20 protein-coding genes and 1 riboswitch are annotated in these 22,411 nt (G+C 39.8%); of the genes, 9 read left to right on the forward strand and 11 right to left on the reverse strand.

From position 1 onward, the window contains the following. Positions 1–43: 43 nt before the first annotated feature. Complete coding sequence (locus tag GSQ19_RS06895; RefSeq protein ID WP_011317230.1) at positions 44–2,263, forward strand: O-linked N-acetylglucosamine transferase, SPINDLY family protein; 2,220 nt, start codon at positions 44–46, stop codon at positions 2,261–2,263. A gap of 49 nt (positions 2,264–2,312) precedes the next feature. Here the strand turns inward: GSQ19_RS06895 and GSQ19_RS06900 are convergent, their stop codons facing one another. The 5 genes from GSQ19_RS06900 to GSQ19_RS06915 form a co-directional block, all read right to left on the reverse strand. Beyond that, a complete protein-coding gene (locus GSQ19_RS06900; protein ID WP_011317231.1) occupies positions 2,313–2,789 on the reverse strand; it encodes a transposase in 477 nt (158 codons plus the stop codon). A 15-nt stretch (positions 2,790–2,804) separates the two neighbouring features. Then, a complete protein-coding gene (locus GSQ19_RS29970) occupies positions 2,805–2,942 on the reverse strand; it encodes a hypothetical protein (RefSeq protein WP_224311744.1) in 138 nt (45 codons plus the stop codon). Positions 2,943–3,031: 89 nt separating this feature from the next. Beyond that, entirely contained in the window at positions 3,032–4,723 is a 1,692-nt protein-coding gene (locus GSQ19_RS06905) for an O-linked N-acetylglucosamine transferase, SPINDLY family protein (protein ID WP_011317232.1), read from the reverse strand. After that, complete coding sequence (locus GSQ19_RS06910; RefSeq protein WP_011317233.1) at positions 4,696–7,827, reverse strand: glycosyltransferase family 4 protein; 3,132 nt, start codon at positions 7,825–7,827, stop codon at positions 4,696–4,698. Before GSQ19_RS06910 ends, GSQ19_RS06905 begins: the two co-directional genes overlap by 28 nt. Positions 7,828–7,862: 35 nt before the next feature. Continuing rightward, positions 7,863–8,261, reverse strand: a complete 399-nt coding sequence (locus tag GSQ19_RS06915) for a tetratricopeptide repeat protein (RefSeq protein WP_011317234.1) — start codon at positions 8,259–8,261, stop codon at positions 7,863–7,865. Positions 8,262–8,777: 516 nt separating this feature from the next. Between GSQ19_RS06915 and GSQ19_RS06920 the strand changes: the two genes are divergently transcribed. Both GSQ19_RS06920 and GSQ19_RS06925 read left to right on the forward strand, forming a co-directional pair. Further along, a complete protein-coding gene (locus GSQ19_RS06920) occupies positions 8,778–9,029 on the forward strand; it encodes a hypothetical protein (RefSeq protein ID WP_011317235.1) in 252 nt (83 codons plus the stop codon). Between the two features lie 10 nt (positions 9,030–9,039). Beyond that, positions 9,040–9,258: a DUF4327 family protein gene (locus GSQ19_RS06925; RefSeq protein ID WP_010994726.1), complete on the forward strand. Its 219-nt coding sequence runs from the start codon at positions 9,040–9,042 to the stop codon at positions 9,256–9,258. Positions 9,259–9,378: 120 nt separating this feature from the next. Here the strand turns inward: GSQ19_RS06925 and GSQ19_RS06930 are convergent, their stop codons facing one another. Next, positions 9,379–9,780, reverse strand: a complete 402-nt coding sequence (locus tag GSQ19_RS06930) for a four helix bundle protein (protein ID WP_011317236.1) — start codon at positions 9,778–9,780, stop codon at positions 9,379–9,381. 51 nt (positions 9,781–9,831) lie between these two features. Between GSQ19_RS06930 and GSQ19_RS30240 the strand changes: the two genes are divergently transcribed. Further along, positions 9,832–9,960, forward strand: a complete 129-nt coding sequence (locus GSQ19_RS30240; RefSeq protein ID WP_268744641.1) for a hypothetical protein — start codon at positions 9,832–9,834, stop codon at positions 9,958–9,960. Here GSQ19_RS30240 and GSQ19_RS06935 read toward each other — a convergent pair. The 4 genes from GSQ19_RS06935 to GSQ19_RS06950 form a co-directional block, all read right to left on the reverse strand. Further along, positions 9,915–11,198, reverse strand: a complete 1,284-nt coding sequence (locus GSQ19_RS06935) for a protein kinase domain-containing protein (protein WP_011317237.1) — start codon at positions 11,196–11,198, stop codon at positions 9,915–9,917. The genes GSQ19_RS30240 and GSQ19_RS06935 overlap by 46 nt on opposite strands. A 130-nt stretch (positions 11,199–11,328) precedes the next feature. Beyond that, entirely contained in the window at positions 11,329–13,371 is a 2,043-nt protein-coding gene (locus GSQ19_RS06940; protein WP_011317238.1) for a serine/threonine phosphatase, read from the reverse strand. A 306-nt stretch (positions 13,372–13,677) separates the two neighbouring features. Then, positions 13,678–15,057 (reverse strand): ATP-binding protein, encoded by a 1,380-nt coding sequence (locus GSQ19_RS06945; protein ID WP_011317239.1) that lies wholly within the window; start codon positions 15,055–15,057, stop codon positions 13,678–13,680. 140 nt (positions 15,058–15,197) lie between these two features. After that, a complete protein-coding gene (locus tag GSQ19_RS06950) occupies positions 15,198–15,812 on the reverse strand; it encodes an rRNA large subunit pseudouridine synthase E (RefSeq protein WP_011317240.1) in 615 nt (204 codons plus the stop codon). 358 nt (positions 15,813–16,170) lie between these two features. After that, positions 16,171–16,267, forward strand: a riboswitch (TPP riboswitch). A gap of 7 nt (positions 16,268–16,274) precedes the next feature. On the opposite strand from GSQ19_RS06950, the gene thiC reads away from it, so the two are divergent. Together thiC and GSQ19_RS06960 are read left to right on the forward strand one after the other, a co-directional pair. Then, on the forward strand, positions 16,275–17,648 hold the full coding sequence (thiC, locus tag GSQ19_RS06955) for a phosphomethylpyrimidine synthase (RefSeq protein WP_011317241.1): 1,374 nt from the start codon (positions 16,275–16,277) through the stop codon (positions 17,646–17,648). Between the two features lie 253 nt (positions 17,649–17,901). Continuing rightward, complete coding sequence (locus GSQ19_RS06960) at positions 17,902–18,675, forward strand: hypothetical protein (protein WP_011317242.1); 774 nt, start codon at positions 17,902–17,904, stop codon at positions 18,673–18,675. Between the two features lie 210 nt (positions 18,676–18,885). Here GSQ19_RS06960 and GSQ19_RS06965 read toward each other — a convergent pair whose 3' ends face one another. Beyond that, positions 18,886–19,734, reverse strand: coding sequence for a lysophospholipid acyltransferase family protein (locus GSQ19_RS06965; RefSeq protein WP_011317243.1), 849 nt, complete (start codon positions 19,732–19,734; stop codon positions 18,886–18,888). Between the two features lie 375 nt (positions 19,735–20,109). On the opposite strand from GSQ19_RS06965, the gene GSQ19_RS06970 reads away from it, so the two are divergent. The 3 genes from GSQ19_RS06970 (at position 20,110) to GSQ19_RS06980 (ending at position 22,358) form a co-directional block, all read left to right on the forward strand. Beyond that, positions 20,110–21,213, forward strand: coding sequence for a D-alanine--D-alanine ligase family protein (locus GSQ19_RS06970; RefSeq protein ID WP_011317244.1), 1,104 nt, complete (start codon positions 20,110–20,112; stop codon positions 21,211–21,213). A 155-nt stretch (positions 21,214–21,368) separates the two neighbouring features. After that, the gene (locus GSQ19_RS06975) at positions 21,369–22,025 is read left to right on the forward strand and encodes a hypothetical protein (protein ID WP_011317245.1); all 657 of its coding nucleotides are present in this window, start codon (positions 21,369–21,371) and stop codon (positions 22,023–22,025) included. A gap of 105 nt (positions 22,026–22,130) precedes the next feature. Next, complete coding sequence (locus GSQ19_RS06980; protein ID WP_153228505.1) at positions 22,131–22,358, forward strand: hypothetical protein; 228 nt, start codon at positions 22,131–22,133, stop codon at positions 22,356–22,358. Positions 22,359–22,411: the final 53 nt, after the last annotated feature.

A 22,411-nucleotide genomic window follows, 5' to 3' on the forward strand; every position in this document is an offset into this window, starting at 1 on the left:
TCTATTTCTTCATATTACGTCTTCCCAATTTTTGGTACATTCTATGATTTCTTTATCTACCCCCAATCACTACCATCAACGCGCAGAAAAATATTTTTTTACAGGTAATTATATCCAAGCTGCAAGTCTCTATGAAGAGGCAATTTCCATAGAACCTGATATTAAATCCTACTATTGGTATTTGGGATTAATTTTGCTCTTACAGGGACAAGAAGTAGAAGCACAGACAACTTGGTTTATGGCCATGATGGATGGAGAAGCAGAACAAGTTGAAGAATGGAATACAGAATTAGTCACGATTTTAAAAACGGAAGCTGAACGCCAAGAAGAACGAGAAGAATATTCTGTTGCTGAGAAAATTCGCCGTAATATTAAGGAAATTTCTCCTCAAGATATTCATAACCTCTTACATCTTGTTTTACTATCTATCAAGTTAGAAATCTATACTGGTAATGATTTACAGGAGTTGAAAGTAATTGATATTCTCCAAGGAAACTCCACTGTAGAAGTAAGTTTAGACCTATTGACACAGCTTGTAAAAGCTACCTTAGATTATGCTCCTGTACATCCCTCGACTCTAAATTTTCTAGAAACTTGTTTGCCTTATTTTAAAAAAGATCCTAAAGATTTACTAATTATTTTAATGCCATCTGCCATAGAAATTGCCTACTCTAAACGTCTGCCAGGCATAGCGGCTCAGATGTGCGAGTTGTACTTAAAATTAAGCCCTAATAATACAGAAATTATAGGTCAATTATCTAGTTTTTATCAGAATTCAAATCAATTTAAAAAGGGCATAGAAACAGCAAGACTATACTATTCTTTAGTTGAGGAATTTGCTGATAAAGTATTTGCAAATCGTCAGGTGCTACGCGGGTTAATTAGTGCTGGGGGGCATTGGGAAGAATCTTGCTCCGTGAATAAAATACAGGAATCATTAATAGCATCTCTTATAGAAAATCAACCTACATATCTTGATAACGTTAGAGTATCAAGACTATTTAACGCCAATTTTTATAGTGCATATCTTCAAGATAATCCTAGAAAAAATAGAAATATACAAAATTGTTTACTACAAGTTTGTCAGGCAAATATAGACAATTATGCAAAAGAGCAAGTAGAAAAATATATTTATGGACATTTAGAAAGAAGAAAACAAGAACGAACTAATAATAAAATTAGAATTGGCTATCTATCATATTGTCTCAAAAGTCACTCTGTCGGCTGGCTAGCACGGTGGCTTTTTGAACATCATGATAGAAGTAAATTTGAAATTAATGCTTATTTTATAAATACAAATCCAGACCTTGATCCCTTACATGAATGGTATCTCAGCAAAGTAGATAAAGCATATAAATCAACAAATACCAGTGAACTTGCGGAACAAATTTATCAAGATGAAATTGATATTTTGATTGATTTAGATAGCATTACTCTTGATATCAGTTGTGAAGTTATAGGGATGAAACCTGCACCAGTTCAAGTAACTTGGTTGGGCTGGGATGCTTCGGGGAGTCCATCTGTAGATTATTTTATTGCAGATCCCTACGTCTTACCAGAGTCAGCACAAGAATATTATAAAGAAAAAATTTGGCGTTTACCTCAAAGCTATATAGCTGTAGATGGGTTTGAAGTTAGTGTACCTACAGTAACTCGTGAAGAATTAGACATTCCTCATGATGCAGTTGTTTATCTATGTGGACAAAGAGGCTTTAAGCGACATCCAGATATTACAAGACTGCAATTGAAAATTATTAAAGAAGTCCCCAACAGCTACTTTTTAATTAAAGGTATCTCTGATGAAGACTCGATCAAATTATTCTTTGACGGGTTAGCAGATGAAGAAGGCGTAGATACATCGAGACTGCGTTTTCTTCCCATTGTTATGTCAGAATCAATTCATCGGGCTAATTTAGACATTGCCGATATAGTTTTAGATACCTATCCCTACAATGGAGCTACAACCACTTTAGAAACATTGTGGATGTGTATTCCTATGGTGACGCGAGTAGGTGAGCAATTTGCAGCGCGTAACAGCTATACCATGATGATGAATGCTGGTATTACAGAAGGAATTGCTTGGACTGATGACGAATATATAGAGTGGGGTGTGCGTTTAGGTAAAGATGAAGCCTTAAGACAACAAATAGCTTGGAAGTTGAGACAGTCAAGAAAAACATCACCTCTATGGAATGGTAAGCAATTTACCCGCGAAATGGAGAAGGCTTTTACTCAAATGTGGGAAATATATACGAGTTCGTAGTGAGGACTTTAGTCCTCCCATCTAAGGGCTTTAGCCCTTACTACAAACATTACAAATCCCAGTCTTTGCCATAATCTCGCACTGGATATTTAACCCAGCAATCACGTAACCACTGTCTCCCGTAAACTTGTAAATACCAGTTAACACTACTTTCAAGCCAGTCATAAGGAGATGTTACTAAACCATGTTTGACTGGGTTGTAATGTATGTAGTTAAGGGTTGTATGGTAATGTCTTTCAGAGCGAATAGCGCGGTCGCTCCAAGAATACCAAATTTTCCGCTTGATTACATTATCTTCAAGATTCCATTGACGTGAAGTAACTCCATGTATCTGGCGAAACAAGTCACTTAAGACATCAAAATTTACAATCTGAACTAATAAATGATAATGATTTGGTAAAGTCACCCAAGCACAAATCGTTATGTTCGTAGTAAGTGCTTTAGCACTGTCTTCGCCATCTCCACCATCACCAAACCTATCAAATATCATATTTAGCAATTGCTGACGACGAGATTCAGAGTGCATATAACACTGATGTTCTTAACAAGCCGCACTCAACAAATACAGTTGTCTATCTTTTACTGGATGTGGTGGCGCTTGAGCAGGATAATCGAGACTCAGGCGGTGTTCAACTAGTTCAGCTTGTTGTTTTGGTGTAAGTTTGGGATATTCATACATATATTTAAGGCACTGAAATACTTACTACAAACTTGTTGTTAGTAGTGAGGACTTCAGTCCTCATCTTAGAATCAGCACTAAAGTGCTTACTACGAACTTAATTCAACAACTTGTTTATAAAATTCTTCCAAACCAGTAACACAAACTTGATCATCAAATAATTTGTCATGACGCTGACTAATGCGTTCTGAAATCTCCCGTCGCCAAGCAGGATTTTGCCCTAATTTAACAGCAATATCAATATATTCCCCTTCATTTTGAGCAATAGTATCTGTCACTCCCAACATTTTCAAAAAACTATCAGAGTGACGACCTCGCATAAATTCACCAGGACAAGTAACAATAGGAAGATTACAAGCGATCGCTTCTAAGGTAGTATTACCACCAGACCATGTAAACGTATCTAAATAAATATCTGAAAGTAAGTTAATCATTAGATAGTCTAGTCTTTCGGGAATATTCAAAAACACGCAGTAATCCTCAAATTTTAGCCCCAAATTACCAAAAGCTTTTTGTAGTCTTTCTTGAAGCAAAGTACCACGTAAAAATATAAATTTTGCTTGCGGTATACGAGACGCTATTTCTGCAAAAATAAAATCATATTGCGGTAAATATTTAAACGGAGCTTGGCAGCATAAATAGAGAATATCATCATCTGACAAGCCAAAATCAGCACGAGTTTTCAGAACTAGTGGGATGTATGGTTTAGGGTAAGAAACTCCAATATTAGGTAGGCGAATTAATTTTTCTGAATAATGTTCTTGGGCATTTTCAGCTTCCATTAAGTCACTAGATAAAAAGTAATCAATTGTAGATAAACCAGTTGTCACTGGATGTCCCCAAGCTACGCACTGTACAGGTGCGAGTCGCAAAGCACCCATAAGCAGATTTTGAGGATTCATTCCAATTTCAGGATAAACTAAAATATGTAATTTATCAGTAATTATCTGTTCACAAACAGCCGATAAATTATAAGGAATATGGTAGAAATAATCACTATATTCTCTAAATTTATCTGTTATTGCATCTGGTTCATTACCTGTGTAATAACAGTAAATTTCAAAATTGCTATGATTACAGTATTTTAACCAACCAGTTAACCACAGTGTTCCACTATAAGAATGCAGGTAATGGGAAGCATAACCAATCCGAATTTTTTGATGTGGTTCAAGTTTAGGCATGGATAAAGGGACTATCCATTGAGGAAAGTTAGCTGACATAATTTCATGGACTAACTTTCCATATTGACGTTGTAAATCTACATCATTTTGAGCTTGATAAGATAGATAAAAATTCGTCAATCTACTAATACCAGACAAAGCATTTTCTTTGTCTTCAATAGTTTGCAGACTGGTTTGTGCAATTAAATTCTGTAAACCTTGAGTATAGCGTTGACGATACAATAATATTTCTTCTGGATTATTATAAATAGTGGGAACAGTTAAATATTTGAGAATTTGAAAAGTATAATCATTCGGTAAATATTGGCAAGCTTTCTCTGCATACTCAATTGCTTCTTGAGTACGTCCATTGCGCCGCAAATCAATAATTAAGGTAAAGTACAGCCGAGCGTCTGTAGGGTAATTTTGGATTCCTTGCTCTAGAGTTTGAAAATATTGCTCTAGTAAATTTAAATTTCTGTAGCACTGGCTTAAATTCCAGTAAATATCTACACTACCTTGGTTTAATTCTATCAGTTTTTGAAATGGGGCGATCGCTTCTTGCCATCTGCCCTCACTGTATAATTTCTGACTTAGGTAAAAAAAAACTCTTCCTCGCATACTTGGCTAAAACTTGTTAACTCATAAGATGTGAGATTTTCTGCTTTTACTTGTTTCAGTGCTTCTTGATTTTCATGTTCTAGAGTAATTCTGCCGTGAATGCGAGGTAGTAAAGCTTCCCACTGAATATCAGACAAATTTGCCACCAAAGAAATTTCTATTCCATCAGTAATATCTAAGTCTTCTTCCATCAGAAGATTCATAGTCGCACTAGATAACAACAACTCAGCATCTTCAGTTAAAAAATTAGTAGTATCAATCAATAAAGTAGTTTTGTCGCTATCAGGATGAGTTGCCAGTGTCTTAATTATCTGCGTCAATTCTAAACCAATTAAATCTTCCGACTCTGACCAATCTGGGAAAATAATTAAATTAATTTCTCTTAAATTTAATGATAAAAGAGTTGTATTAATTAAAGTAGAACTGACAATTTCTGCCATTGTTGACCAAGAAAATTTTTGCGCTTGGGCTAAACCAGCAGTAATTAATGATTGACGTATAGCAGGTTTTTGTACTTCGCATAGTGCATTTGCTAGTTCATCTATATCATCATCCTTGACATAGATTGCGGCTTCTCCAGCTACTTCTGGAATTGAAGCATTAGGACAGGTAATCACAGGACAACCACAAGCCATTGCTTCAATTACAGGCATCCCAAAACCTTCATATTTAGAAGGATAAACTAAAGCCACAGCACCAGAGTAAGCTATTGCTAACTCTTCGTCACTCAGTTGTAAACTATGAACCACACTACCAAATGTGTAGTTTCTAAACTGAGCATCTAATCCACCTCCGCCACCTGTAACCACAATATCAAAACCATAGCTACTCACAAGTTCTGAAAAAGCTTGGAAGAATAAAATACTATTCTTATAGCCAGAACCAACCCCAGGTAATAAGAAGTAAGGCTTGGTAATGCCATACTTTGTCTTGAAAAGACTGATGTCATCCAATGTGGATGGCGCAAAGGTGCTACTAACACCGCAATAGGCTAGAATAACTGACTCTAAAGATATTTGATTAAAGCATTGTGTTAAATCAAATGCTGTATTTTTAGAAATAGCTATATAAGCAGATGCGTGTTCTATTGCTTGGTGTTTATCTTGCCACATGGGATTACTCACATCCCATTTCATGACTTCTGGAATCATGTCATAAGCCATGAATACAGAAGGTGTTGTGATTGGCGTTGTGTAGTAAGATGAAATAAATAAATCTACACCCTCTTGATCACATACTTGCTGTAATAGTTCTCGTTCATGATTGGTGTCTTTATAGTTATAACGAGGTAAATTTAAATACTTAATTCCAGATACTTTAGGCGCAGTTCCAGCCCGGTCAATGAATAAAATATGTTTAGCAAATTCTTTATTTGACCATTCTTCCAAAAGTGATTTCCAAACACGAGCAATCCCAGTTTGGTAAAGTTGAAAAAATATCCCATCAATGAGAATCATCGGTGATGGTTTACTGATTTTATTAATTTGCTGCTGTACTTCCTCTGGTTGTAAAAATCGCCAGCTTTTATCGTTCTCGTCTCTTTGAGCAATCGGAACTATTCCAGAGTGATTTACAGTATCTACCTGAGTTTCATCGTAAACCCAAGGAAAATATTCTCTTAATAAAATAGGAAATTTGCTGTTTTCTTGTAAATTACTCCATCGTTCAACAGCATTTTTATAACCATAGTATTTTTCTTTGAAGCTTAATTGTTCTGGTGTGACATAAGCAAAATGCTGGAATACTAAATTATATGCTTCTGTTTCTGGATGCAGAAAAGGATTAACAGTAGCTAAATTTTTATATTCACCATTGGCTAAGGGTTCTACTAACACAGGTGGCTCGTGTGCAGCCCAAATACATCCTGGTTTAAATCGCCAAGTTCTTAACCACTCTTGCTGAGGATTATGTGCGTAACAGTTACGAGTGCTAATAATTAAATTTTCGCCAACAAAGTACCAACACCAATAGAAAGCAGCTGTTTTATCTGGGTTACTAATGAACATTTCTCTAGCAGTACAAATCTGCTCTAAAGTCCATAGTTCATCAACATCCACTTGCCACAACAAACATTCTTCTTGAATATTTGTAAGTGGTGCATTTACCATATTTCGCTTTCCGTCCCAGAAAGTACCCTCTGGTTGGCGGTAAACTGTAATATTGTCTGGATAAAGTTGCAGTAGTTCATCTATATATTCTGTAGTGCCATCACAACTACGTCCATTTTTATGAAAGTCATTGCTAATATGTCCACCTAACTTAACACTCCAGCTAGTATCATGTTTTAAGTCGGCAACACCCTCAACAATATGCCAATGCCATTTAAAAGGTAGCTGTTTAAAAATGTCGATGTGATAACGGATAAAGGGTTCTCCGTTGAGAACAATAGTGAAAAAATGGATAGGTAATTCTATCTTATTATTGCGTCTAAAAATAGCATAGCCGTTACGTATTTCTTGGTTGTATTTAATGATTGAATAATTATGATCTTTTAATAATTTATGAAAGTTATTATGATTTTTAAATGTATTAATATCATCTAAAAGAATATATTTTGCTCCATAAACTTCATCTAATTCTGCACTACCTGTAAATTCTGAGCCGTCAATTAATACTAAATCAAAATAATCAATGTTATTCTCATTTTTAATTGTTTTAATTCCATTCTCAGAGTATCCACATTCTTTGACATATTCAATATCTTGATACAGCCAGTTAAGAACGCTTTCTAATGGATAAAGCTTAAGATTGTTAGTAGTGTTTTTATAAAAATCTATCACTTCCTGTTCATTAGGAAAGCTTTCGATAGGAACAGATGATGTGTTATATACTTTTACAAAATTTTCATTTTTATACCTATTTTTTAGCTCATTAAATCTTGTCTTCGATACTTCCATGCAAAACAAGATGGGATTATTCGTATTTTGTCGGATTCCTGTAACAAATGCCTCTGTACTTCCTTCTCCCGAAGATGAACCAATTTCTAAAATTGTTTTAATTTCTTCATTCTTAACAATATCCTGAATAGCTACATAAAATTCATCATTTTTGATTTCAGGAGGAATTAAATTATCTAAAGCAGAATTAGTATTTTTTTTATTCATAATATTTACTGGTTGTATGATTTTCTTTATATAATTTATTTAGGTTCTTTTTCTTTTTTCTTCATATCTTCCAAAATCACCTGATAATCTTGTCTATCAGGATGCAGTTTTACTAGCTTTTCCAAAACTGCTCTTGCACCTTTAAAATCTTTTAACTGTACGCGTACTAAAGACAGCTTCTCTAACGCTGTTTGATTATTCGGTTCACGCTGTAAAACTAATTCGTAACCTTTGGCTTGCTCTTGTAACGAAGACTCAGCAGATGTAGTTGGAGTTACTGGCGGTGGATTCTGTATAGCCCGTTGAATAGATGGAACAACTGCAAATGCGGTAGAACCAACAAAGGAAATAATTGAAACTATCGTAAAAATTCTTTTTTTACGTTCAATCTGCCTTTTTCGGATCTCAAGATAGTCTTCGCCTGACTTAGCCATGTTTGCATCCGGACTGTGGTAAATACTTAGTTACAGTAATCTCCTAAATAAGAGATTACCCATTACCTCACGGAAACTAACATCTCAACTAAAAAATTTTTATGCTTGTATTCGGCTTAAAGTAAAGATATGTTAATCGCCTATTAGCATTCTCAATCGAAAACGATTTACTACCTTTTAGCTCATGCACATAAAGAAAAAATGATAATACTTAAGTATTGAGCCAAACGAAATGCGGTTGTTTAAGTATCATATATTGCCATTGTCTTACGTAAGGACAAATATATCTAAAATATCTGCTTAATTTATAGATAGATATTAAATTTTATCAGGTTTTCCGATGTTCTGATTTTAGGCTCGATGCTTGCGTTATCCTGTATAGCGATCGCCACCTAACACCTGAAAATTTCTGGCATTGTGCTTGAAACAACTTCCATTAGCAATCGCGCTACATGGGCTTTCTGATAACTGCACAGATTCTAATGGGTACAGAAAACGCAGTTTGACCTTTTTTTAGTGTTTATAGCAATCTTTAAGAAGGCTAATGTTTTCGCCTGGCGTTCACCTAATGTTTGCTGGATGAAATCTCAGTACGGTGGTGTAATTACCGTACAAAACCGAATCATGGCACAACTTAATAGATTTTGTTATGGTATAGTAAGAGAGTTAAGACTAGCTTTGCCAATTACAACACTCTACGGATTGGTGACAATTGCAAAATGGAAAGCAGTTTTGATTAAGTATTTACCCAACAAAATTTTTAACTGAATCGAGAGTTATGACTCAGCAAGTACTTCACCCAATGGTGAAATTGCAGCGTAACGTGCAATCACTCGTTGAATCGAATATTATCAAGCCGACTGATAGCATTTGGAAGATTGCGCTGCTCTATGGTAATGACTGGCAGCACTGGAAACAGGAGCTACTAGATTTCGGATTTACAATGCAAGATCCAATTGGCGATTTACTCGCGGTTGAATCTTGGGATGAAGATTAGGGACTGGGGATTGGGGACTGGGGACTGGGGACTGGGAAAATTTCTACTTGATGTTTAGTTAGTGATTTCTACCTGCTCCTCAGTTTTTATACTCTATCCTTAATGCCCAATACTTAATGTTCAATCCCTGAACCTAGTTCCGAATTCTTCTTTGCCTTGTTGCTGGGAACGGATGAAGCGACAGTAACCGTTAAGACTTTTTTCGATTTGGTCTTTTAGTTGAGTTACCCAGTTTAGTTGGTCTGTGTTGCAATAACCCAAGCTCTCAGCAATAACGAAGGCGCTTTTAGTCTCGGCTAATGAGCCACGAGCAATATACATAAAGCGCAATCTATCTAGATAGTGATAGCGCCCGTAGCCTTCCGCTATGTTTAGCAAGATACTAGATGCTGCTCTACGTAACTGATCGCTCAAATTGTAACGCTCATGATCTGGCAAGCTATCTGCAAGTCTATAAGCAGCTTTCAGTAACCTAAGACTATCTTGATAGAAGTCTAAAGACTCAAAACCCCTATCCCCCATATCATCCCAATCAAAAGTCCTTCAATCAATTTTACGAAGGATTATCACTAAATGCCCAATCCCCAATCCCCAATCCCCAATCCCCAATCCCCAATCCCCAATCCCCAATCCCCAATCCCCAATCCCCAATCCCCTCACTTACAAGCAGCCAAAGCCGCAGCTAATTCCTTGGCAGACTGAAAGCGATCGCGTGGCAAAGGTTCAGTGGTACGCTCAATTACATCCCTTAATTTAGGGGTGACAGTGGGAATTTTGCTCACATCAAAGCGGAAACCCCGTCCTTTTTGGCGATAAAACTTGAAAGGATTTTCCCCTGTGAGGAGAAAGATGATTGTGGGGCCGATTGCATATAAATCAGATTGGGTTAAAGGTTGTCCCCTTTCTTGTTCTGGGGCGCAGTAACCCTCTGCACCGATGCGTGTGCCTGGAGTAGTACCAATTTCCTTAACTGCGCCAAAATCTAGCACCGCTATTTGATTATTCGCCGTCTTTACCATCAGGTTTGCCGGTTTAATATCGCGGTGGATGAGTGGCTGTTCTTGGCTATGGAGATAATCTAGAATATCGCAAGTTTGGATCATCCAGGCGATCGCTTGGCTAGGTATAACTGGGCCAGTGGCATAGATGCGTTTTTCCAAATCTTGCCCATGCACTAATTCCATCGCCAAGTATTTTTTGCCACCTTCCACAAAAAAATCATAATACTTGGGGATACCCGAATGGTTTAGGGATTTGAGAGTATAGGCTTCCCTCTCAAATAGTTCTTGGGCTTTAGCAATCCTCGCCATATCGGCATTCATTTGCTTCAACACCAACAGTTTTGGATGTCCAACAATTACCCCAGCCGCATCCCAAGCTAAATAGGTAGTCCCCATTCCTCCCTGTCCCAAAGTTCGTAACACTTGGTAATGGCGAATGGTTTGGATTACCGAAAGTGGTTGTCCGCAGTGGATACAAAATAGGTTCTGGGGAGAATTACCTTCGTGGGTGCAAGTTAAACTGCCAGGATTGTTAGACAATTCTGGGGAAATTTTTTCTGCCGAACTACCCACCCCAGACAAAGGGCTATCGCTGCCAGAAATTGATTGCCATTCCGGTGGTATTATCCCCTGAACTTGGAATTGCAATATCGGCCCTCCTTGGGCAAGTTGCAGGAGGGCATTATTGGGTAGTGCATCTTGAATTACCAAAACGCCATTTAAGAAAGTTCCATTTGTCCCCTTACTAAGAACCTGCCAGGAACCACCACCACCTGAACTAACTTGCCGAATTTCCAGATGATGGCGAGAAACCAAATTGTCAGACAAAATCACATGATTATCCGCCGCGCGACCGATGCGAATCACGGAGGAGTTTTCAAAGCACCATTGCTTGAGTGGTGTTTTTTGTTGCGGTTCTAGCAGTGTCAAAGTAACCACAATACGACCTGTGTAAGAGATGGGTAATGGGGATTGGGGATTGGGTAATGGGGATTGGGATTGGGGATTGGGTAAATGTTTTCTCCACTGTACTTTGTCCCCCTCTATGCTTCTTCATAACCTTTAGTGTTTAATCCCCCGTCCCTTCCCCCAGATTTGGGCGCACTTTTGCCCGGACAAGTATAGCAGTAATGTTGTCATGACCATTGTATTGGTTGGCCAAATCGATTAATTCTGTTACTCCCTGCTCTAAATTAGTGCTAGAACTCAATAACGGCAGTAGGTGAGTTTGCCAATTAGTTTCTAGTAAATCGTTATCAGATAAGCCATCGGAAGCGAGAACGAGTAGGCTATCTTCATTAATATCAAAGAACTCTACATCGGGATTAATGGCGGTTTCGTCACGGGGGCCTAAAGCTTGGGTGAGTTGGTAAGCATCTGGACGGGCATAAGCGATGCTTGCTTCTACTCCCCGGTCAATTTCTCTTTGACCAACTTCATGATCTACAGTCACTTGTTCCAATCCCCGCTTACGAGTCACACGGTATAGGCGGCTATCACCCACATGGGCAACAGCTGCTTGACTACCTTGAACTAATAGCATGACCAAGGTAGTACCCATACGTCCTACCCCAGAACGGGCTTCTTGTTGGTTTTTTTCGTAAATTGCTTCATTAGCCAGATAAACTGACTCACGAATTATTTCTTCTGTTGGTAATTGGTTATTAGTCCAGTGTTGCTGAAAGTATTGGCGTAAGGTGATTACGGCTAACTCGCTAGCCACCTCACCGCCAGCGTGTCCGCCCATACCATCACAAAGAATATACAAGCCACGAGCTTGTAAAATGCGGTTTCTCGGCAGTTCTAATTTTTCTGTTTTAGTTTCAATCCCAAAGTAGTCCTCATTGTGATGGCGTTGACGACCAACATCAGTGCGGCCAGCATCTTCTAAACTGCTTAACTGCACGGACAGCACTACCGTGGGCATATCATCACCCTTGCCAGAGGGATCTTCTGTATCATCTGCTTGTAAGACTGTGGGCGCATTCGTTTGTTCTGCTTCCATTGGCTCAAATATTGGGGGTGTAGTTGCTTCTAGTTCCGTGGCGACTTCTTGTAAACGCGATCGCAATTGAGCGATCGAGTAAATCCTACCCTGCTGCAAATCTCCTAAAATCTGTATGATGGAACCAAATTGAGTGCGTTGAGACTCTCTAAATAGCGCCTGCCAAACTTCTCCCAAGGCTTTAATACTTGAGGGCTGCACAAAGATAGGCAATGTTACATCCTCTTCTTGTGCTGTTACCGGATTAAAGTCCAGTGGCAAGTAGTCAATCGCTAACTCGCTCTTAGGTGGTTTTACGTACAGTTTCCGTAAGCTAATTGTCTGGTCTTCATCTAAGCACAAATTCGCCAAATCCCACAAACTGTAGTGACACTTTAAGGGTTCTAGTAATACCCAAAGTTGGGTCATTTGATAAAACCAGTGTAAAATTTCTAGCGAACTAGTGGTTTCCTTTTGCCATAAATCAAGTAAAGGCTGGTAGTGAGTGCGGTCTTCAATAAGTAATATCTGGTTATCGCCGTCCTCCCAAGCATCATGAATCCGGGGAATTTCCGTGTGATTTTGGGATTGTAAAACCATATAAGCCCTAGCCAAACTGGGAATACCATTGGCTTCCACTGCTGGAGTCACCAATCCCTGTTGCTGATTAGCTAATATTGCTTCAATTGGTGACACTTGGTATGGTTGACAGTCCAAAACCCTAACGCTAACCTCATCATGTGCGGCTGATAGTACTTGCAAAATCTGATAGCGTTGTTCTTTGTCCAAATATGAGCCAACAGAGAATAATGCTGGAGACAGCATGATCTTCTCTTCTCCGTCTTCCTCAAACCCTAATTCTGTTTGGTCTTCCTTGGGGGACGCTACATCAACAGGGTTGGCGCTCAGTAAAGTGCTGACACTTACGGCGGCAGCCCAATCACCAGTCTCGATAATCGCCCGCCATACTGTGCCGGTTTCTGCACCACAGTTATGACAATTCTCAGCATTCACTGGTACTTCAGTGCTGCATTGAGGACAAACCTTGTGGGACAAAGAAGCACCACATTTTTGACAAAACTTGTTAGCATTAGGGTTTTCAAATTCACACTGAGGGCAAATCAGCATAGTGGAAGTTCCTTAATTCCCGTTCCGAGGTGCTTCTAGCCACTAATATCCAAAGTGCCACAACTGGCCGCCCTTGCCTATAGTAGACATAATAAATTGTGGTTTCATCAGTGAATCTTGGTGGCAGTATTAATTGTGACGCATATTAGCCAAAGATTGCAGATATCTGCAAGTTTATTTTGGAGAGTCAGGAGTTCTGAGTCATCAGTGCTGCGGGTTGTAACGGGGCGTTAGTCGTTGCTGAGCCTTGATTAAGATATTTTTCCCTGCTCCCTCTGCCCACCTGCTTCTTGCCCCCTACTTCTTTCACTCAACTATTTTGGGTTGTTGAAGCACCAGTTGGATACTAAAACAGGTACGGTTTGACCCGCTTTCTACTTCGATTGTTCCTCCTAATTGTTTGATGAGTTTTTGTACTAGTGCCAACCCTAGTCCTGTGCCTCCCTGCTTTCCAGGGTCATTGCTGGGAATACGATAAAATTTATCAAAAATATGGGGTAATTCGGATTGAGGGATTTCTACATCAGAATTAATTACTTGCAAAACAATATTTTGAGATTTTATTTGGGCTGTAACTGTAATTTCTCCCTCTGGGGGGCTAAATTTACACGCATTGGTCAGCAATTCTATCAAAATGCGTTCCAAGCTGCATGGATTGGAGGTTAATGTTGCCAGAGAAGGGCTGACGCTGATGTGTAATTTTTGTCTACAGATATCGAAATTGCGGGTTTTAAACTCCTCCACTATGCGCCATAGCCATTGCTGTATGTGAATCGTCTCTAGTACCCAAGGTTTAGCGTTGGTATCGAGGCGCTGTAATTCTAGGAAGTTATTAATAAGATTTATTTGGCGATCGCACTCATTTTCTAAAATATTAAAATAACAAGCCGCTTTTGAGCCTTCATTTGTTGGTTTTTTTGTTGCCGAGAACAAATTATGCTCCCGATGCAGCGTAATACCCAGCATTTGAATCGCCATTTTCATATTAGTTAGCGGTGTTCGCAGTTCGTGGGAAACTGTGCTGAAAAATTCTTCTTGCAAATGGCTAAGGCTTTCTAGTTCCTTTCGCTGGCCTTGATTTGATGGCAACTCTGGTAAGTTTTTAACTAAATTATCCGCATCTTCTGAACTTGCTTCGGCTGGTTCTAGAGAAGTGATGGCTTCACAGAGCATCAGAATCGTCGATTTTTTAATAGAAGATTTTTCTTCATCCAGTATTAACCGCAGTGTAATCCTGACTGCCTTTATACCATTAACAGGGTTATTTAACAGAAAATTGCCATAACTAACAGCATCATCAGGCGCAGTTTTGCAAAGACTTATGAAAGCATTAGACAGTCTTTGTTGGTCTGATTGAGCAAATAATTGAACAATGGGCTGTTGTAACAATTGTTCTGGTGTGTATCCTAGACAATCCGCTCCGAAATCATTGACAGATAAAATTAACCCAGTCGCATCCAAACTGAAATATATAGTTGGTATATTGTCGTACATCATGCGATGCCATCGCAATTCTTCTTGAGCGCGGCGGAGTTTTTCTGCTGTGTCGAACTCTTGATGAGAAGCTGATTCCGTCGCCAGTTCCAAGTACACAGGAGTTTTGGGCAAAATAGTTTGTGGTGTGTGAGTTTGATGCCAGAGCGATGGTGTTCCGCCCACCGTAGGTGATCGCTGATTCAGGCTCATAAGGTTTAAACTGACGCTCAAGGACTGAAGTGAATGGGAAACAACAAATTTTAAATTCTTTTTTTGTCAAATAAAGAGTCTTGTGCCTTTTGTTGAACTTCAAATGATTACTAGCTTATTCCTGCAACTGTTTACAAAGTTTAACGAGAGAATTTGCTTATCCCTCGACTCCGAGACGAGTCATGCAGCAACTTAAGTTCCAAGGAAGTGAGATCACGCCACTCACCTAAAGCCAGACCATCCAAGCGTAAATGACCTATACTTACCCGCAATAACCGCAAAGTCGGAAACCCCACAGCCGCAGTCATGCGCCGGACTTGACGATTTTTACCTTCAGTCAAAGTCATTTCTAACCAAGCTGTAGGAACATTTTTGCGAAATCTAATCGGCGGTTGGCGATCGCCTACAGGGGGATATTCTGGTAATAACCTCACTTTTGCCGGCCGTGTCCGATAATCTTGAATCTCCACCCCTGCTTGTAGCCTGTTGATAGCCTCCTCATCGGGAATCCGTTCTACCTGTACCCAGTAAGTCCGCTCATGACCAAAACGCGGATCAGAAAGCCGATGCTGCAACCTACCATTATTGGTTAATAATAGTAACCCTTCACTATCCCAATCCAATCTCCCCACAGGATAAACATTAGGTACATCAATATAATCTTTAAGAGTTATATGCTTGGGTGATTCCTGAGTAAACTGGCTCAGGACACCATAGGGTTTATGAAAAATAATATAGCGATCGTCATTAGTCATTGGTCATTGGTCAATTTATCCTGATCAATTGTAGAAAGAAGGCGATCGCTTTGAGCATGAATATAAATTTGGTTTCCCAAAGCTATAAGTCATTGGGAAATTAGTTTTTCTCAAAAAAATCAGGACTTAGGCAACTGGCACAATAGTAGGGTGCGTCAGCGTGATAGAACTTAACTATAATCAGAAATATTCATACTGACGCACCCCACCAAACCATCAATTTTGGATAATTTATTTTTTGGTGTTCCCTTCTATGCAAAGTGTAATGCCAAAATTGCCACCCACCAACCCTAAACACTTCACATTCTCAGGAATTGTTAACCCCATTGCCCCCAGTCATAAACAAGGTGATACACTACATCCATGCTAGGGGTGCTTGCACTAACAGGCTGAGATTACACCCTTAACACCTGAGACTGGGTAATACCAGCGAAGGGAAGCTGTTTATTGAGGGAATTTCATATGCGGACAGAATGGGTTGCTAAACGACGTGGGCAAGGTAATGTAACTCAAATGCACTATGCACGTCAGGGTGTCATTACCGAAGAAATGCAGTATGTCGCCCAACGGGAAAATCTGCCGGCTGACCTCATTCGTGAGGAAGTAGCGCGGGGAAGAATGATTATCCCAGCTAATATTAATCACACTAATTTAGAGCCAATGGCAATTGGCATCGCCTCTAAATGTAAAGTAAATGCTAATATCGGTGCCTCCCCCAACTCTTCCAATCTGCAAGAAGAAGTTGATAAGCTGAACTTGGCGGTGAAATATGGCGCTGATACCGTCATGGACTTGTCCACAGGCGGCGGGAACTTAGATGAAATTCGTACTGCCATCATTAACGCCTCCCCCGTACCCATTGGTACAGTACCAGTCTATCAAGCCTTGGAAAGCGTCCACGGCACAATTGAAAATCTGACCCCAGAAGATTTTCTGCACATCATCGAAAAACACGCCCAGCAAGGGGTGGACTATCAAACCATCCATGCCGGAATTTTGATAGAACATTTACCCCTAGTCAGAAGCCGCATCACCGGTATTGTTTCCCGTGGTGGTGGTATTTTGGCGCGGTGGATGCTACATCACCACAAACAAAACCCACTTTACACCCACTTCCGCGACATCATTGAAATTTTCAAGAGATATGATGTTTCCTTCAGTTTAGGCGATTCCCTCCGCCCTGGCTGTACTCACGATGCGTCTGATGATGCCCAACTAGCGGAACTCAAAACCCTGGGACAACTCACCCGCAAAGCTTGGGAACACGATGTACAGGTGATGGTAGAAGGCCCTGGACACGTCCCAATGGATCAAATTGAGTTCAACGTCAAAAAGCAGATGGAAGAGTGTTCTGAAGCACCATTCTATGTGTTAGGGCCATTGGTAACAGACATCGCCCCTGGTTATGATCACATCACTTCCGCCATTGGCGCGGCGATGGCTGGTTGGTATGGTACAGCTATGCTGTGCTACGTTACACCAAAAGAACACTTGGGGTTACCCAACGCTGAAGATGTCCGCAATGGCTTGATTGCTTATAAGATAGCCGCCCATGCAGCCGACATTGCTAGACATCGCCCAGGTGCAAGAGACAGAGACGATGAACTCTCCAAAGCCCGTTATAACTTTGACTGGAACCGTCAGTTTGAATTATCACTAGACCCAGAAAGAGCGAAGGAATACCACGATGAAACCTTACCAGCAGATATTTACAAAACTGCCGAGTTCTGTTCGATGTGTGGGCCTAAGTTCTGTCCTATGCAAACTAAGGTTGATGCTGATGCGCTGACAGAACTTGAGAAGTTCTTGGCGAAGGAAAAAGAAGTCATGATTTAGTCACATTTTTTTGATAATCAACAATAAGTACCCTAAAGGTTGAACTTTTCAGCCCATATAAAAACAGCCCTCTTTCGTGGGCTGTTTTGTAATTTCAATCTAAAATAGAAATTAGGATAAGTAAATAAAATAATTCTAATGTCGGCTTAGGGTTGGTACAAGTAACTAAGCCCGTACTCCCCAGACCCTAATTATTCTAATAATCAATTATAATTATTATGCTGTTAAAATTGCAAAAAAACTAACACTCAGTATGTATTTTTCTTTTAGTAAATGGTTAAAAGAAAATTTTTCTTTAGTAGCTACTTCTTTAGGCTTCACATTAGATAGTATTACTTTGATAGCCCTAATTAATAGCAAAACTCCCCCATCAATTCCTTTTATTGATTATCCTCTTGGTGTGACAGCCCAGATTACTATTTTTGCAATTACAGCAATAACATATTTGGGATTTTTGCAAGAATACTGGCATCAACTTCGACAAAAATATGTGCTTGAAACAGAAAGATATACCTTTCTAGGTTTTATAGTATTTGATATGTTTCTCTTTTTTAAATATCCTTTTCTTCTTATTCCTATTATCATTCTTGTAGGATTTTTATGTATTATTATACCTCAATTAATATCGTTCCAATATCTAGGAATTGCTATAATTATATTTTGTGTGATTTTATACTTAAGTTTCAATTTAGAAAAGTCAATAATAAAGCGTGAATGGGAGGAGGTGATAGAATACAAAGTCAAAGAACTAAGCTTGGAAAGTAGGGTATCTAGCCGTTGGATTAATCGTATAAATAAAGAATTAGCTCAGGTTGGTTATGTAAGTGACCTAAATTTATCGAATATGTATGGTCATTCGCGGAGTATTGCTCGAAAAGCACTGCGGAGCTACTATGAAGAGTCTGAAGGCGAACATGAGCTAGTGCTAGTTAAAGAAAAAGTAAAATTAAAAAAGAATGGATTGGGGCCAATAGAAGTTATGGTTCTCGCACACAGAAATCTATTTGAATCAAAACCTTGGTTATAAGCTAAGTAGAACGGCGTAAATAATTAAAAATTTGTAGTCAGGACTGGGGTTCTGGATGAAGGACTAAGCTCCTTACTACAAACTTAATTAAAATAATTTAACACTGCTTAAAAGAGTTCGATTTATTTTTGAACCATTGTTAGAGCGATCGCTCCTAGAAATTCGCCAAGAGTTTGACCTGATGCAATTACTCAAAGGCTAATCCCGACTTTATTGCTTTTGGCTGAATAACACTAGCTCGTCTAACTCCTGCTGCATCTTACTCACAACCAAGTTGTAGCATTCATCGACATAATGGCGATCGCTTGCGGCTTCTCTTCCATAACGTTCAAATATAATCGGTGGGCAAACCCGCGTGTGTATGGATACAGGAAAAGGAATATTAGGTAGTGGGCCAATAGATAATCCCCAAGGCCAACCGAGATAAATGGGAAATACCACCGGATCAACACCAAACAACCAGGGCATTCCCCTATCGTGCAACTGTCTGACAAGGTTATATATATCAGCCAGCACAATCAATGTATCGTGAGCGCCACAGGAAATTGCTGGAATAATTGGCACATTTTCCCGTAAGGCTAGCTTGATAAAACCTTGTCGTCCTGCAAAATAGATTTTGTTACGTAAAGAATGGGGTCGGAAAACATCTTCTGCTCCCCCTGGATACACTAGTAAACTAGCTCCAGAACGCAAAGCAGTATAAGCCATTTTGGGATGAGCAATGATGGCTCCGGTTTTCGCTACTAGCTGCGCTAATGCTGGGGTAACTTGCCAAACGCTGGGGTGCATCAAACCATAGCTTGGTCGCTCTACTCCAAATCGGCGAAACCAGTCATACATCATCATCAACATATCAGGAGCCGCTAGTCCACCATTGTGGGAACCAACAATTAAGACTTTTCCCTGTGGTGGGATGTGATGCCAGCCACTGGTTTGTACGCGAAAATAATAATGATAGAAAAAGCCCAAGAGGGGCATAATAGATGTAATAAACTCTGGATCTCGCTCTTCTAGAGACCATCCAAGTTTTGTGTTTTCGGGATGTTGCTTTTGTGACATTCAGGCATATTAACAAACTGAGAATTAAAAAGGTACTAGTACCGCAAGGCGGAATTCAAAATTCAAAATACCCTACGGGTTCGCGTAGCGTTCTCGAAGAGTAGGCTTCGCCAACAAAATTCAAAATGAATACAGCGTAAGCGTTTCGTGAGTTTAGAATGGTCTGCTTATTTACGCCGAGGTGTACTAGTATTCAACAGTCAACAGTCATCAGTCATCAGTCATCAGCGTCGTTCCTTAGTTTAAAAGCTTTGTTGTGAACGATCCTAAAACATTTTTTGCCACTGACTACTAACCACTAACAACTGACAAAATTACAGCAACTTGAACAGGTTGTGATACGCTATCAGCGTCGGGAGTGTAAAGGTATGGAAGATGAGTAAGTTGCGGGTAGGATTGTTATTTGGCGGTCGTTCTGGAGAACATGAAGTTTCTATAAGTTCCGCACGGGCGATCGCTTCAGCCCTAAGTGCAGGAGAAAATGCTAGTAAGTACGAAATATTGCCGTTTTATATCCACAAGGATGGGCGTTGGCTAGCAGGAGAAGCCCCACAACAGGTACTCAAATCAGGTGCGCCTCTATTGGAATCGTCAAACTCCTCACCAGCAGACAATAATCTCGTAAACTCCCAACAACAAACTCTCGAACGTTGGCAATCACCTTCTCAAGTTGCGGAAGTAGATGTGTGGTTTCCCATTCTCCACGGGCCTAATGGTGAAGATGGCACAATTCAAGGTTTGCTTACTCTCATGCAAACTCCTTTTGTCGGTTCCGGCGTTTTGGGTTCAGCACTGGGAATGGATAAGATAGCGATGAAGATGGCTTTTGAGCAAGCTGGACTACCCCAGGTGAAATATAAGGCTGTCACCAGAGCGCAAATTTGGTCAAATCCCTGCGTATTTCCCAAATTATGCGATGAAATTGAGGCGAGCTTAGGTTATCCCTGTTTTGTCAAACCAGCTAACCTTGGTTCTTCTGTTGGGATTTCTAAAGTGCGATCGCGCCAAGAATTAGAAGATGCTTTAGATAATGCCGCTAACTATGACCGCCGAATTATTGTAGAGGCGGGAGTTGTAGCAAGGGAAGTAGAATGTGCAGTTTTAGGTAACGACCAACCCCAAGCTTCCACCGTGGGCGAAATTACCTTTAATAGTGACTTTTATGATTACGAAACTAAATATACGGCTGGTAAAGCAGATTTACTGATTCCCGCCGTGATTCCCGACGAAATCAGCCGTCAAATTCAAGACATGGCTTTACAAGCCTTCGCAGCTGTTGACGCTGCTGGGTTAGCCAGAGTAGACTTTTTCTACGTGGAAGCTACAGGAGAGGTGTTGATTAATGAGATCAACACCCTACCAGGTTTCACCGCTACCAGTATGTACCCCCAACTCTGGGCCTATAGTGGCATCCCCTTTCCAGAATTGGTGGATAAGTTAGTCCAACTGGCGATAGAAAGACACAATCCTAGTCATTAGTCATTGGTCATTAGTCAACCGTCAACAGAAAAATAAATTTTGTAGCCTAAATGGCACAAAAAGACTACTAAAATAGCTAAATCGGCTACGGATACCTGATAGCTCTACCTTTTAGTACAATCGTGAACTAGAGGGGAAACAATCTGAAAGTGATCATGGAAAACAATCAGAGCATAAAGCATGAGCTAACTCAGGAAACAAGACATACAGCAGTGCTAAAAAGTAGTAAGTCCGTAGCAATTAGTAGCTACAAAATTTTTATCTATTTGCTGACACGTCATCCCTTACTTTTATTGGCTGGGATCTTCACAACACTGATGGGAAGTGCTGGCATGGCCTTGTATAGCCTAGTCCATGTGGGTGATGTGGAACATTTAGAAGCAGAACCAGTGGCTGTGATTGAGCAGCCAATCATTGCTGACGCAGAGAATGGCAATCCTCTGCCTTTGTGGATGGTAGCAGCGATCGCTCTCAGTTGCGCTAGTGGTTGCTTAATTATTTTCCGTTTACTCAACCAGCCAACACAGCGTCCTAAAATTCAGAAGCGAGAGGCTATTTCTCATCAAGCTCTATCGGCATCATCCCGTACCCAAAAACAGCAACAGCCAATTCTCAAAACTCAGCCAATGTTTGTCCCCAGACCAACATTGCAGCCCGTGAATGCCATGCAGGCTACCAAAAAACCTCTGTTGACAGTTTTACCAGCAGAACAGAGAAGTCCGTTTGATGACAGCAAAGAGTCTTTAGTTGAGTTGTTAGATTGGCGTAAACATAATTCTTTGACGGCAATTTTACAACAATATTCCTCATAAGTCGATATAGTTGCTTTTGTCAGTAATGGGTAATGGGTTTTCACCTACCGCTTGGCTGACGCTCACTGCGAAAGCCAATTACCAATTACCAACTAGTTATGATGCTTGTCAGCAAGTTCTGTTCTGGTTCATGATATTCCTGGTCATTGGATGCGCCGCCAGCAGGAATATTACCTACGAATAAATATAAATCCGGCGTTGCTGAATCAAGGGATGAAATTGGATATGCTGAAATTTGAAACTCTTTATCCTCTCTGCGTGATAGAAATCATCCCGCATTTATGCAGCGCCATAAATCCTATAGATGCTTATCTTTGTGGATTAGCACAGTAAAGTTGCATTTGTTGGTTTCTTGTCAACATTAAGCAATTACTATGATTAATATT

The organism is Trichormus variabilis 0441 (assembly GCF_009856605.1).
GTDB lineage: Bacteria > Cyanobacteriota > Cyanobacteriia > Cyanobacteriales > Nostocaceae > Trichormus > Trichormus variabilis.